Here is a 13,698-nt window from a genome sequence, read left to right as displayed (position 1 = left end):
CATGCAACCGGAAATTGAAATAGGAGGAAGAAAGATAGGTCCAAATCAAGAACCATTGGTAATAGCTGAAATAGGAATAAACCATTCAGGTTCTTTAAGTATTGCTAAAGAGATGGTGGACTCAGCTAAGCGAGCAGGAGCTGAAATGATAAAGCACCAAACTCATATAGTAGAAGACGAAATGAGCTCAGAAGCCAAAAATGTAATTCCAGGGAATGCAGATATTTCTATTTATGAAATAATGGCAAATTGCGCTTTAGATGAGGATGATGAGTTGGACTTGAAAAATTATGTAGAAGGTTTAGGAATGATTTTTATTTCTACTCCCTTCTCAAGAGCGGCTGCTAATAGGTTGCAGGGCTTTGATGTTCCCGCTTTTAAAATTGGAAGTGGAGAATGTAATAATTATCCACTTCTAGAACATATCGCAAAATTTGGAAAACCTGTCATACTTAGTACAGGTATGAATACTATAGAAAGCGTAAAGAAAGCTGTGGCTATTTTCGATCTTCACAAAGTACCACTGGCTTTGCTGCATACCACTAATCTATACCCAACGCCTCCTAACCTAGTTAGACTTGGAGCAATGCAACAATTAAACTCATCTTTTCCCGACAAGGTCTTTGGATTGTCTGATCATACGCTTAATAATAATGCCTGTTTAGCGGCTGTTGGCCTTGGAGCATCTATCCTGGAAAGACATTTTACCGATCATAAAGATCGAAAAGGTCCGGATATCTTATGTAGTATGAATGAGCTTGAATGTCGGCATTTAATTAGTGATAGTAAAGAAATTGCATTGATGCGGGGTGGTAAGAAAGAACCAGCCAGGGAAGAGAAGGTAACTATAGATTTTGCTTTTGCAACAGTATGTACTATAAAAGAGATTAAGGAGGGAGAATTTCTAACAAAAGATAATATCTGGGTTAAACGACCCGGCACTGGTGAGATTTCAGCTGAAAATTATAATGAATTGATTGGTAAGAAAACAAAACGAGATCTTAAAAAAGACGTTCAATTAAGCTATACAGACTTTGAATAGACAAATTTCTGTTGTTATTAGGAATAGAAATGAAGCGGAAGCTTTGGAAAATGTTCTGAGCATCCTCACAAATCTCTATTCAAAATATATAAAAGAAATTATAATAGTTGATAATGGGTCAACTGATAATAGCCGGGAGGTAGGTCTGCAATATAATTGTAAGATTAGTACAATAGATAATTTTACTTACGGGAAGGCCATTAATCAAGGTATTTCACTTGCAAAATCCAAATATGTTTTATTGCTGAGTGCCCATTCAGTTCCTATAGGAACTGGCTTCTTTGAGCATACTTTTAAAGTACTTGAAGGAGAAAATATAGCAGGGGTAAGGTATATCAATAGTTTTGACAATTATAGAAGAGCATTTCATAATCAATTTGAGGTAAAAGATCCCTTACAATTTGGTTTAATGGGTGCCTGTTGTCTTATTAATAAAAAGGTCTGGGAAGATTTTAAATTCGATGAAGAACTTTTGGCTATAGAGGATAAGGAATGGTCTAAAAGAGTAGTAGAAAATGGTTATAAAATTTTAGATCTAAACGAGACATATTTTTATTTTATTAATAGAACTCAAAATTCATCAAGAAATAGATTTAAGAATGAAACAATTGCAGAATTTCAATTATATAATAAGAATTTTTCTACTCCATCCAGGTCCATCCTGTCATTTTTAAAAAAGATTTTTTGGACCAATAATATCAGGTATATAAGAACGCTAGTTAATGATCTAAAAATGCTAAGAACGAAGTTTGAAATATATGAAAGTCTTAAAAATAGGGTTACAAAAAAGTAAGATTCGAGGCTTTCTTTTTCTTAGTTTTCATTACCAATTTATTGTTGTTAGTTATTTATTTAAAAAAAATATTGGTCTTGAACCAAGTAGAGAAGAAATAGAATTTTACAGGTATTTTAACTATCTGGTTCGGTTTAGAGGAAGGTTAATTGAAAGAACATCAAAAGCTTTTATTGGAAATTTTGGAGACTTGTCAGATAATCAAATTAAAATTAGGAGGGATCCTTCCAGTGATCTCGATGTTTTTCAACAGATCTTTTTCTGGAGCGAATATTTGCCTGTAGTAAAATCCTATAAAAACCATTTTAAATTTCCAGGAGGGAAAGTTTTAAATATAATTGACGCTGGAGGTAATATTGGTCTTACTTCATTATTTTTTCTAAAAATATTTAAGAATTGTAATATCATTTGTTTAGAACCTGATATAGGTAATTATGAGGTTTTGAATTATAACCTTCCAAAAAATAAAAATGTTTCATTATTAAATGCAGCATTATGGAGTAGTAATTCTAAGGTTGAGATAATAAATGACTTTAGAGATAGGCTAGATTGGGCCAGACGAGTAAAGGAGATTAATCATGAGAAAGGTATACCAGCATTTTCCGTAAATCAGCTGATGAAAGATTTTAATTGGTCAGTAATAGATATTTTAAAGATCGATATAGAAGGAGCAGAAAAAGAGGTGTTTACCTCGAAAGATGCAGATCTTAGTTTCCTCCAATTTACTAAATGCATAGCGATGGAAATCCATGATGAATTCAATTGTCGTTCAGAAATCAATAAAATACTTGAGCAATTCGGATTTGAGTATTTTAGATGTGGAGAACTAACCATTGCACTAAATAAAAGCCTTAAATAATTTAGCATCAAAAGAATGAAGAAAGTGTTATTTCTTACGGGCACAAGGGCAGATTTTGGAAAACTCAAACCGCTTATACAGATTCTTGAAAAGAATAATGATTTCGAATATCATATTCTTGCAACCGGAATGCACCTGCAGGAGCAATACGGCTATACTTATATCGAAATAGAAAAATGTGGTTTCAAAAACATCACTGCTTTTAAAAATCATACTGCATCTTCCGCCATGGATCTTACTCTCGCTAAAAGTATTGAGGGAATCTCCGCAGCTGTAATAGATTTAATGCCAGATATGATCGTAATTCACGGAGATAGAGTAGAAACATTAGCAGGAGCTATCGTAGGATCTTTAAATAATATTCTAGTGGCCCACGTGGAAGGCGGAGAGCTATCTGGAACTGTTGATGAGTTGATTCGGCATAGTGTGAGTAAATTAAGTCATATTCATTTTGTAGCGAATGAAGAGGCAGAAAAAAGGCTGATCCAAATGGGAGAACTGGCGTCTTCAATTTATGTGATAGGCTCACCGGATATTGATATCATGTTTTCAGACACATTACCAGATCTGGCCACTGTAAAACAGTATTACGAAATCAATTTTCAAACATATGCAGTTGCCATGTTTCATCCTGTAACAACAGAGGTGAACCATATTGCGGAATACACAGAAAATTTTATAAATGCAATCCTGAAATCTAACAGGAACTATGTGATCATTTATCCGAATAATGATTTAGGAAGCAATGAGGTCATGGTACAGATTAAAAAGCTGAAAAGTAATGACCGGTTCAGGATTATTCCTTCACTTCGTTTTGAATATTTTTTAAGTCTGTTGAAGGAAGCAGAATTTATGATTGGGAATAGTAGTGCAGGGGTAAGGGAAGCACCTTACTATAAAGTGCCTTCTATAAATATTGGAAGTCGCCAAAACAACAGATCTAAGGATTCCCAAATTATTAATTGTGGGTATGCTGAAAACGAAATTTTAGACGCTATTTCTAAAATAGGAACCCTAACATTTCCTTCTGAAAACACTAATTTTGGTAATGGAAAAAGTTCAGAGGGATTCTTGCGAACCTTAAAAAGTACAGAGGTTTGGCGAACTGAACATCAAAAACAATTTAGAGATCTAAGCTAATTTGAACAAAAGAAAAGTCTTTATTTTAATACCAGATGGAGTTGGGATCAGGAATTTTATATATAGTTCCTTTCCTGATGATGCCACCAGGCATAACCTTGATTTGACTTACTGGAATCTTACCGGAGCAGATATATCTGAAATGGGATATTCTGAAATCAAACTTGAAGGAAAACCAGGACCAATAGCAGATCTTTATAAAAGAGCTAAAATAGATGCTGAATTAAACTTTTTTACTGAAAATTTCCGAGACCAGGTATATCAATCTTATAAATTCCCTTCTAAAGGTAGCGGAATAAAAAAACGAATTAAGAATGTTGTAGTCTCATCTTTAATAAGAAGGAATTCGAATAAGAATGGGGTTATTCGGTTACAGAGTAATATGGAGAAGGCTGAAAGAAAAACTCCTTATTTCAAGCATTGTCTGGAGGTTTTGAAAAAAGAAAAACCGGAAGTACTTTTTTGTAGCACTCAGCGAGCTTTAACTACGGTTGCTCCCATTTTAGCAGCCAGGGATCTTGGTATACCCACAGTATGTTTTATTTTTTCCTGGGATAATTTACCTAAAGGGACCAAAGTTCTGGATACTGACTATTACTTAGTATGGAGCCATCATATGAAAGCAGAACTTGTAACTTATTATCCTTGGGTTGATGAGGCTAGGATATTGGTTACCGGAACACCCCAATTTCAGTTTCATTTTGATTCGGAGTTTATAATTCCGGAATCTGAATTTTATTCTCGTTACGATTTAAAAAAGGGAAGAAAGTACCTCTGCTTTTCCGGAGATGACATTACCACGTCGCCTGGGGATCAGGTTTATTTAAAAGATGTAGCCTTAGCGGTTAAAGATTTGAACCGGAACGGCCATAATATGGGTATAATTTTTCGAAGGGCTCCTGTAGATTTTTCAAATAGATACGAGAAGATTCTCGATGAATTTAAAGATATTATTGTTCCTATAGTTCCTGCATGGAAAACCTTAGGCGACCATTGGAATGAGATGATCCCTGAAAAATATGATAATTCCCTGCAAACAAGTATTATCAATAATACTTTTATGGTCATTAATCTGGGCTCGTCTATGGTTTTTGATTATGTATCCTATAAAAAACCCTGTGCATTTATAAATTATGATCCGGAAGGCGAGGTAATGCTTAAGGATGTTTCAGTAATCTATAATTATGTTCATTTCCGGTCTATGCCAGATAGAAATGCGGTGCTTTGGATTAATTCAAAGGAAGAAATAAAGAAAACCATCCTCCAGGTTGTGGATGGAAAGATTACTCAAACTATAGAATTAGCTGAAAAATGGTTCGGAATTATAAACGATCTCCCAGGACAAAAAGCAACCTCCAGAATTACTAAAGCTATTGGTGAAATTGCTGAAAAAAATGAATAAACTATGCACATAGCTTTTTTAACTCCGGAGTATCCTCATAAACTCTCTACGGCTTCAGGCGGTTTGGGTACTAGTATTCAAAATGTGGCGAATGCATTAATTAAATATAATATTCAGGTAAGTATTTTTGTTTACGGACAGAAGCAAAGCCTGGTAGTTGAGGAAGATGGGATTAATTTCCACTTTATCGCCCAACAAAAATATCCTGTTTTAGGTTGGTATTTCTATCGAAAGTATCTTCAGAAATATATCAATAATTCCATTTTGGCAGATCAAATTGACCTTCTTGAAGTGCCTGACTGGACAGGAATTAGTGCGTTAATGGAAATTGAATGTCCTGTGGTAATGAGGTTGAATGGTAGTGATGCCTATTTTTGTCACCTGGAAGGAAGAAAACAAAAGTTTAAAAACAGGTTTTTTGAGAAAAAAGCCTTTAAGAATGCAGATGCTATTATTTCAGTAAGTGATTTTACCGGTAAAACAACTAATAATGTTTTTAGAGTAAAAAATGAATACACGGTAATTCCCAATTCTGTCGACGCGAATATATTTTTACCATCAACTTCCTTAATCAAGGAAAATACTATACTTTATTTCGGAACTATTATCCGGAAAAAGGGAGTGCTGGAACTGGCTGAGATCTTCAATCATATTGTAGTAAAGAAACCTGAATCCCGGTTAATTCTGGTAGGAAGGGATGTTGTAGATATATTGGAAAGAAATTCGACTTTTAAGCTCTTCAAGGAAAAATTGACCGAAGAGGCAAAAGAAAAAATCCATTTCTTAGGAGTTATACCATACCGCGAAATAGCTGAAGAGATTAAAAAGGCTAGCGTTGTTGTTTTACCTAGTTTTGCAGAAGCCTTGCCTATGACCTGGCTGGAAGCCATGGCAATGGAAAAGGCCATGGTTACTTCCAATATAGGCTGGGCACAAGAAGTCATGATTGATGGCGAAACCGGCTATACGCTTAACCCAAAACGTCACTTAGAGTATGCAGATAAGATTATCCAGCTTATTGAGAATCCTCGTTTGAGATTGGAATTTGGTAGAAATGCAAGAAAGCGTATTTTACACAAATTTGATGCGCAGGTTGTGGCTGACAAAAACATAAAATTTTTTGAAGATATTTTGAAAAATTCTAATTGAATGGAAAATTTTATAAAGCTATATAAAATTAAAAGTTTCGTATTTACCCCATTTGAGAACGAAAGAGATTTAGAATACCTAAGGAGTAATGGAATTGTATTAACGGGAAATATAATGGATGCAGATATTTTAATTTCTCAAAACTATAAGCATTTAAAAAAGTATTTTATTTTTTCCCTGATAAATAAGAAATTTCTGGTTTGGACTTTGGAGCCACGATTTAATACTAGTTTTAAATCGGTTGAAAAGGTTTTAGGTGGATTTATTAAGTGCCATTTTATGAATATTTATACACGCGATGTATTTACAACAGGTTTAAATTTTCATGCAAAAAATATATCCAAAAAGTTAGCTCAAATATCAGACGATTTTGAACTTAAAAATAGGAGGGTTGTTGCCCTCATGTCTTATTTTAAAGGAATTGACTCATCACCTTTGCTTAATAATGGAGATGATATTGATCTTATTAAGATAAGGACCAAGATTGCTTTAAAGGGTTTTGAAAAAGATCTTTTTGATATTTACGGTAGAGGATGGCCGGAAGGTATTGTAGTAGAAAATTCCAGAAGAGGAAATTGGAAGGACAGAAAAATTGAAATTTTAAAAAGTTATAATTTTAACCTATGCTTTGAAAATACCATGGCTCATAATTATATCACAGAGAAGATATGGGATAGTATAGAGAATTATTGTTTGCCTATTTATTATGGGAAGGGCAATAATATTTATCAAATTTTCCCTAAAGAAAGTTTTATAGATTATTCGAATTTCACTGAACCATCTGACCTATTTAATTATATTGAAAATATGTCTTCCTCTGAATTTATTGAAAGAATAAATAAATGCATTTCAGTTTATAATAAAATTAGTAATAAGGGAGAAAGCTTTATTTGGGAACAAAGAAAATTGGCCCTGGACAAGATTATTGAAAAAGTGACACTAATTAAATAAGCTATTAGAAATTTTAATTTTTAAATAAATTGAAAATATTAATCCATCGTCATGCTGGCCAACTGATTGATATATTATCAATTGGTGGAGATTCGATTCCTGTGGGGAGTTTAAATTGCATTTCAGCATTTTGGTATCTGGCTAAGGAATATCCTGAAGAATTGATTCTATGGTGCGAAGAAAGAATATATAAAGACTTAAATCTTGAAGAAATAAATAAAATTTTTCATCATGATCTAATCATGGCTTCTTATGCTGTTTATTCTGAATACTTACCCAGGGCGGTTGGTTATATTGATCATATGCCATATGTGAATGTAAACAGGAATGTTTCTTATGGTACCTGGTTCATGAGCACAGATGTTGGAGGGATCAAAGGAAATACCTTATTAAAATTTAAACATTTTTTTTCTAAAGAATCAGATTTTGGTTTTTTATTAAACTCTATTGCCAAAATAGGTTTAGAAAACGGACTTTTTTGCTATTCAGTACCGAGCTTAATAGTGAATAGAGAAATACCTTTGGTCAAAAAAATAAATGCAGATAATTCAGATTTGTTCAGGTTTGTATATAGTCATTACACGACAATATGGACAACAATACTATTCTTTTGCTTTATAAGTAAGGAAAAAAATATACCTATTAAATCATATATTTCTGCCTTTTTTAATAGCAAAAAGTTTAAAAAAGAAATTGATCTACGGGATCTACCTATTAAATCTACTCAGTTAAGTCAATTATCAAACAACATAGATGTCATTTTACCAACTATAGGTAGGACTGAACAGGTAAAACAGGTCTTGAATGACCTTAGAAATCAGAGCCTAACTCCATATCAGGTTATTTTAATTGAGCAAAAACCGGGAGAGGATCATACCTCTGATTTACAAGGCCTAGTTAAAGAAAAATGGCCATTTCAGTTAGTCCATATTTTTACACAGCGGACTGGAGTATGTTATGCTAGAAATCTTGGACTTGAAAAGGTCATTTCAGATTGGGTTTTTTTATGTGATGATGATAACCGAATAGCCTCCAGTGTATTAAGCGATGCCTTAAGCGAAATTCGAAGACTTGGTGTTAACATGATTAATACAGCCTATAGGCAACCTGATGAAAATATCATTTTTAAGAAAATTAAACAATGGGGAACCTTTGGTGCAGGTAATTCTATAGTTAAAAGTGAATTTTTAGAAAATGTTCGCTTTTCAAATACTTTTGAACATGGATATGGAGAAGATAAAGATTTTGGAATGCAATTAAGGAATAGAGGATGCGATATTATTTATGATCCCTTTTTGGAAATTACGCACCTTAAAGCTCCTATGGGAGGTTTTCGTATCAAGAAGGTCTTTAAATGGGAAGCTGAATCTCCCCAACCAAAGCCATCGCCTACAGTGATGGCTCTGATTCTTAAATATTATACCTTAGAACAGAGATATGGCTATAAACTATCCATGTTTCTGAAATTTTATAGAAAACAAACCATTAAGAATCCAATTGCTTATTTTAAGATAATGAATAAAAGTTGGGATAAAAGTCTTTATTGGGGTAAGTACTTACTGGATCAGTCCTAGGGGACTTGACCTCCTAAATAAACCGAATTTAGATGAGATTTCTTTTAAGCAATAAATATCTGAATGATAAGTTGAAAAACTTATCCGCTAGTTTTGATTTGAAGAAATTAGGTCCACTAGATCTAATAATAGATGAGGTTGAATTTTATAAGGAGGGTGAATCTAACATATACATTAATCAGGGATATCTAAGGAATTTTGAGGCTTTTAATGAAAGAGTAAATGTCCAGGAAGAACAAGCCATAGATTCCATTTTTGCTTCATGGCCCGTTAAAGAAAATATTACTGGTTCTTTCTCAAGTTTTATTTTTGACAAAAAAAAATCAGAAGTCGTCCTATGTAATGATCCTATTGGAGTTTATCCCCTTTATTATTTAAAATCAGAGGAAGGTTTTTTTGTTTCTAATAGTATAATTTTATTAGGCAACTTCACCGATGTCAAATTTGATGAGACAGGTATTATTCAACGTACTACCTTACCCGAATACTCTTCTATAGGCTCTAGAACCATTCTGGAAAACTGTAAAAGAATCTTACCGGGAGAATGGATAAGATTCAATTACGAGGGAGACATTCTGGATACAAAATATGATAATAGTCTCTTTAACTCTACACTTACTGGCGATACTACGAATTTAGTAAATGATTACTGGAAATTATTCAAGGAAGAATTAGATATTTTATTAAAAGAAGAGAAGGAGCTTTCTGTAGCCTTAAGTGGTGGTATAGATAGCAGGATTTTATTAGGTGCCCTACCTGAAAAAAAGGACATTAAGTGTATCTCATATGGACCTAATGATAGTTATGAAATTAGTGTTGCTCGTAAATTAGCAAAAAGAACAAATGCAGATTACAAAAATTACTCGGACACATTAATAAATTTTCCAAATTTGGAGCTCATAGAAGAATATGTGAGTAAAACAGAAGGGGTATATCTTTGTTCATGGTTGGAAATTTTAGAAAATATTAGAGTTGAAAAAAAAGATGTATTACTTATAGGTGATTTATCGACTGCACTTACAGGTAGAACTATAAAAAGATTTTCATCAAAAGAGTATCAACGAAAGAACTTTGTTAGACATTCCTTGTTTTCCAGGGATTATAAATTTGAAGAAAATTCTAAAGAAAATTTCGAAAACTGGAAAAAAAGGACTGTCGATCATTATTTAAGTTTCTATAGTTCAAAAACAATCAAAGCGAGAGAGCTTAAAATATCTAAAAGTAGCCTAGCAAAGAATATTGAAAATGATTTAAATGAACTATTCCAAAGAATTGAATCACACAAATTAAAATATATTGAACTAGTTGATGAATTGTTTTTGTGGTACACCCATACACGAATCCCTATGGGAAAGCAAATTTTAATAAACAATTATAAATATAGAAGCTATTGTCCTGGTATGTCAATGAGAGTGTTGAGATATACTAGTAGTATTCATCCTAATGAACGTTTAAATCACAAATTCATTAATAATTTAGGGAAACAAATTCCAATTCTTAAAGACTTAGGGGGAATTCCCACAAGCCAGATTCCATTAATTGCTCAAAATGCTCCAAGTATTTTGAGATTTCCAATATGGGCTTTGAGATCTAAAATTGATAATATACTGATCAAAAGACTGGTTAAAGCAAAAAGCCCTAAAGGGAGATATCGCCTATTTTTAGGACATAATTGGGTGGAAATTTATCAGAATCCAAACCTTGAAAAAAATGTAGGAGATTATTTTGAGAATGGACATTTAGGTTTTGATTATATGGAACAAGTAAAATTAAAAGCATTCGAGCGGAAGAATTTGAAAAGATGGCCATTTGCAAATATGGATATTATCAATGCAGCAGCCTTGAACTTAGAAATTGATCAAATTAAAAACAAGAAACTTTAATGAATTTTAATTTAATCATTTGCACTTTTAAAAGACCTCAGGCAATCACTGATCTTTTGCAATCTGTAACTCAGCAAACTTTGTATCCAAATGAGATATTAGTAATAGATGGTTCTCCTGATAATGAAACGGCCAGACTACTTGAAAATTCGAAGTACCCCAATTTAAAATATTTCAAAGTTGATGAGAAGAATAGAGGATTAACCAAACAAAGAAATTATGGTATTCAAAAAAGCCATAGGGATATTGAAGTTTATTGTTTTCTTGATGATGATATAATCCTTGAAGAAGATTATTTCAAAAAACTAATTTCAACTTACAATAGTATTCCCGAGGCTTATGGTGTTGGAGGTTATATAATCAATGAAGTTGAGTGGTTTAAAAAAAGAGAATCAATTAAAGATGATGAATATGAATTTGATGGCTGGTATAGAAAAATTGGATCACGTAATTATCTGCGAAAAAGATTAGATCTTCTGAGTGAAGAAATGCCAGGAATAATGCCGGAATTTTCTAACGGACTATCGATAAGTTTCCTTCCTCCAACTGGTAAAGTTTATCCGGTAGAATTTTTTATGGGTGGAGTCTCATCTTATAGGAAATTAGTCTTTAATGGAATTGAATTCTCAGATTACTTTAAAGGCTATGGTTTATATGAGGATATGGATTTTTGTTTACGTATTTCAAGAATAGGGAAGCTATATTTACATACAGGGGCTAGAGTAATGCATAAGCATAATGAAGCTGGCCGACCAAATAGATTTAAATATGGAAAAATGGTGATGCGAAATGGATGGTATGTATGGAGAATTAAGTATCCTAATCCTACCTATAAGGCACGGTTAAAATGGCATTCTATAGGTTTTGTTTTAACCATGATCAGATTCAGTAATATTTTTACTACAAAGAATAAAATTGAGTCTTTGACAGAGACTTTTGGGAGATTTTTTGGATGGATGAGTTTGTTTTTGAAGAAACCAGGAAATGCAAAATAAAGAGAGAGAACAGGTTAATATAAGACAGAAGGAGTTCTACGATTTCAAAAAGAAGAATTTTGCCACTAAGATTTGGTCCCATTTCAGAAATGGAATTTTAAATAAAACCAAAAAGAAAATTGGTGTTGAAAAACAAATCCTTGACCTTCATGTCTATTGGTTTGGAGATTTAAAAAATAAAAAAGTTTTGGATCTAGGCTGTTATGCAGGTAATTCTTTGTCTATGCATTTAGCGAATAATGCAAAAGAATATGTAGCTATAGATTTAAGTGAGAAAGGTATAAACATCCTTTCAAAAAGACTTAAAAATATACCTCAGGCTAAGGCAATAATTGGCGATTTTCTTTCACCCGATTTTAAAGAAAAGGATTTTGACTTAATATATGCCTATGGTGTTTTACACCATTTTAAAAATTTGGAAGAATTAATAAAGGTTATAAAAAGTAAGTTAAATAAAGAAGGTGAATTGATTAGCTATGATCCTTTAGAAACAAGCCTACCCTTAAAAATAATCCGTAATTTATATAGACCATTTCAAAGTGATAGGGATTGGGAATGGCCTTTTTCTAAAAAGGTTTTTTATTATTTTGAAAATGCTTTCGAAATCCTGGATAGGAGAGCTATTCTTGGGAAATCCAAATGGTTCTTTTTATTGGTATTATTACCTTCGAGTTCATCCAAAAAAAGAGAGATACTTCATAAATGGCATCTCCAGGATTGGGAGAGATCTAAGATTTCCGATGAGTATATGTTTCAATGTATGCATTTAACAATGCTGATGAAAAATAAACCTACTGAATGAGATTTGCTGTTTTTTCTCATGTTCCACATTATATAGATAAGAATAAATACTATGCTTATTCACCATATGTTAGGGAAATTAATGTATGGAGTAAATATGTTGATACTTTAGTAATAATAGCACCTGTTAAGAAAAAGATATCTCAAATAGACATTGATTATTCATTAAAAAGCACTGATTTTGTTTATTTAAATGGTCTTAATTTCACATCATTCAAGAAGGCAATTTTCTCAATATATGCTCTTCCATTAAATGTTAGGCGAATCTTCTTGGAAATGCGAAAAGCAGATCATATACATGTTCGATGTCCTGGAAATATAGGTTTAATTGCATTATTAGTACAGGTTTTATTTCCTAAAAAGAAGAAAACAGTTAAGTATGCTGGTAACTGGGATCCAAAAAGTAAACAGCCATTCAGCTATCGTTTTCAAAAATGGTTGATTAAAAGTAAATTTCTTACCAGAAATACCAAAGTACTAGTCTACGGAAAATGGAAAGATCAGAGAGAAAATATTATTTCATTTTTCACAGCCAGTTATTCGGAATCTGAAAGAGAGAATATTGTAAAAGTCTTTGAACCAAGTTTCAATTTTGTTTTTGTTGGAAGTTTAATTGAAGGTAAAAGAACTAAACTTGCAATTAATGTCATTGAAGAACTATTAAGTAAGAAATATAGAGTTCATTTAGATATTTACGGTGATGGTGAATTGTTAGAAGAAATAGAGAGCATAATAAAGAATAAGAATTTAAAAAAGAAGATTAAATTACATGGTAATCATAATGCTGATGTGATCAAATCGGCATATAAAGAAGCTCATTTCTCCATATTACCATCTAAAAGTGAAGGCTGGCCGAAAGCCTTAGCTGAAGCCATGTTCTTTGGATGTGTTCCCATAGGAACTGAAGTTTCATGTATACCATGGATGTTAGGAGATGGAGAAAGAGGAATTTTGGTAAAACCTGAAAAGGTAAATGCTTCAAAAAAGATAGAGGAATTTCTAAATGATCCAAAAATTTTGGCTAGAATGTCTGACGAATCACTCAAATGGTCTCAAAAATATACGCTTGAAAGGTTTGAAAAAGAAATCCGAAAATTAATATGAAGATC

General features: G+C 32.5%; 12 protein-coding genes. All 12 read left to right on the top strand.

What is annotated here, in order from left to right:
- Position 1: 1 nt before the first annotated feature.
- Genes JM79_RS12225 through JM79_RS12170 form a run of 12 tightly spaced genes read left to right on the top strand, consistent with a single transcriptional unit; the run spans position 2 to position 13,693 of the window.
- Positions 2-1,042, top strand: a complete 1,041-nt coding sequence (locus tag JM79_RS12225; protein ID WP_141878413.1) for an N-acetylneuraminate synthase family protein — start codon at positions 2-4, stop codon at positions 1,040-1,042.
- Positions 1,035-1,835 carry a glycosyltransferase gene (locus tag JM79_RS12220; protein WP_185739493.1) on the top strand — a complete coding sequence of 267 codons (801 nt, stop codon included), beginning with the start codon at positions 1,035-1,037 and terminating at the stop codon, positions 1,833-1,835. Before JM79_RS12225 ends, JM79_RS12220 begins: the two co-directional genes overlap by 8 nt.
- Positions 1,801-2,694 (top strand): FkbM family methyltransferase, encoded by an 894-nt coding sequence (locus JM79_RS12215; RefSeq protein ID WP_141878411.1) that lies wholly within the window; start codon positions 1,801-1,803, stop codon positions 2,692-2,694. Before JM79_RS12220 ends, JM79_RS12215 begins: the two co-directional genes overlap by 35 nt.
- Positions 2,695-2,709: 15 nt before the next feature.
- Positions 2,710-3,834, top strand: a complete 1,125-nt coding sequence (gene neuC, locus JM79_RS12210) for a UDP-N-acetylglucosamine 2-epimerase (protein WP_141878410.1) — start codon at positions 2,710-2,712, stop codon at positions 3,832-3,834.
- Position 3,835: 1 nt separating this feature from the next.
- Complete coding sequence (locus tag JM79_RS12205) at positions 3,836-5,236, top strand: UDP-glycosyltransferase (protein WP_141878409.1); 1,401 nt, start codon at positions 3,836-3,838, stop codon at positions 5,234-5,236.
- A 3-nt stretch (positions 5,237-5,239) separates the two neighbouring features.
- Complete coding sequence (locus tag JM79_RS12200) at positions 5,240-6,385, top strand: glycosyltransferase family 4 protein (protein WP_141878408.1); 1,146 nt, start codon at positions 5,240-5,242, stop codon at positions 6,383-6,385.
- Positions 6,386-7,336, top strand: coding sequence for a glycosyltransferase family 10 (locus JM79_RS12195; protein WP_141878407.1), 951 nt, complete (start codon positions 6,386-6,388; stop codon positions 7,334-7,336).
- Positions 7,337-7,365: 29 nt separating this feature from the next.
- Positions 7,366-8,910 (top strand): glycosyltransferase family A protein, encoded by a 1,545-nt coding sequence (locus JM79_RS12190; protein ID WP_141878406.1) that lies wholly within the window; start codon positions 7,366-7,368, stop codon positions 8,908-8,910.
- Between the two features lie 32 nt (positions 8,911-8,942).
- Positions 8,943-10,793 carry an asparagine synthase-related protein gene (locus JM79_RS12185; RefSeq protein WP_141878405.1) on the top strand — a complete coding sequence of 617 codons (1,851 nt, stop codon included), beginning with the start codon at positions 8,943-8,945 and terminating at the stop codon, positions 10,791-10,793.
- Positions 10,793-11,788: a glycosyltransferase family 2 protein gene (locus tag JM79_RS12180; protein ID WP_141878404.1), complete on the top strand. Its 996-nt coding sequence runs from the start codon at positions 10,793-10,795 to the stop codon at positions 11,786-11,788. Before JM79_RS12185 ends, JM79_RS12180 begins: the two co-directional genes overlap by 1 nt.
- Entirely contained in the window at positions 11,778-12,590 is an 813-nt protein-coding gene (locus JM79_RS12175) for a class I SAM-dependent methyltransferase (RefSeq protein ID WP_141878403.1), read from the top strand. Before JM79_RS12180 ends, JM79_RS12175 begins: the two co-directional genes overlap by 11 nt.
- Positions 12,587-13,693, top strand: a complete 1,107-nt coding sequence (locus JM79_RS12170; protein ID WP_141878402.1) for a glycosyltransferase family 4 protein — start codon at positions 12,587-12,589, stop codon at positions 13,691-13,693. The genes JM79_RS12175 and JM79_RS12170 overlap by 4 nt, the downstream gene beginning before the upstream one ends.
- Positions 13,694-13,698: the final 5 nt, after the last annotated feature.

The organism is Gramella sp. Hel_I_59, assembly GCF_006714895.1.
Classification (GTDB): domain Bacteria; phylum Bacteroidota; class Bacteroidia; order Flavobacteriales; family Flavobacteriaceae; genus Christiangramia.
The sequence above is the reverse complement of the archived record's forward strand: the minus strand, read 5'-3'. Positions and strand labels throughout refer to the sequence as shown.

Bases quoted from the DNA above. Each gene is read 5' to 3' on its own strand.
- JM79_RS12185 (WP_141878405.1), top strand. From the start codon at position 8,943: ATGAGATTTCTTTTAAGCAATAAATATCTGAATGATAAGTTGAAAAAC.
- JM79_RS12175 (WP_141878403.1), top strand. From the start codon at position 11,778: ATGCAAAATAAAGAGAGAGAACAGGTTAATATAAGACAGAAGGAGTTC.
- JM79_RS12200 (WP_141878408.1), top strand. From the start codon at position 5,240: ATGCACATAGCTTTTTTAACTCCGGAGTATCCTCATAAACTCTCTACG.
- JM79_RS12180 (WP_141878404.1), top strand. From the start codon at position 10,793: ATGAATTTTAATTTAATCATTTGCACTTTTAAAAGACCTCAGGCAATC.
- JM79_RS12170 (WP_141878402.1), top strand. From the start codon at position 12,587: ATGAGATTTGCTGTTTTTTCTCATGTTCCACATTATATAGATAAGAAT.
- neuC (WP_141878410.1), top strand. From the start codon at position 2,710: ATGAAGAAAGTGTTATTTCTTACGGGCACAAGGGCAGATTTTGGAAAA.
- JM79_RS12225 (WP_141878413.1), top strand. From the start codon at position 2: ATGCAACCGGAAATTGAAATAGGAGGAAGAAAGATAGGTCCAAATCAA.
- JM79_RS12195 (WP_141878407.1), top strand. From the start codon at position 6,386: ATGGAAAATTTTATAAAGCTATATAAAATTAAAAGTTTCGTATTTACC.
- JM79_RS12215 (WP_141878411.1), top strand. From the start codon at position 1,801: ATGAAAGTCTTAAAAATAGGGTTACAAAAAAGTAAGATTCGAGGCTTT.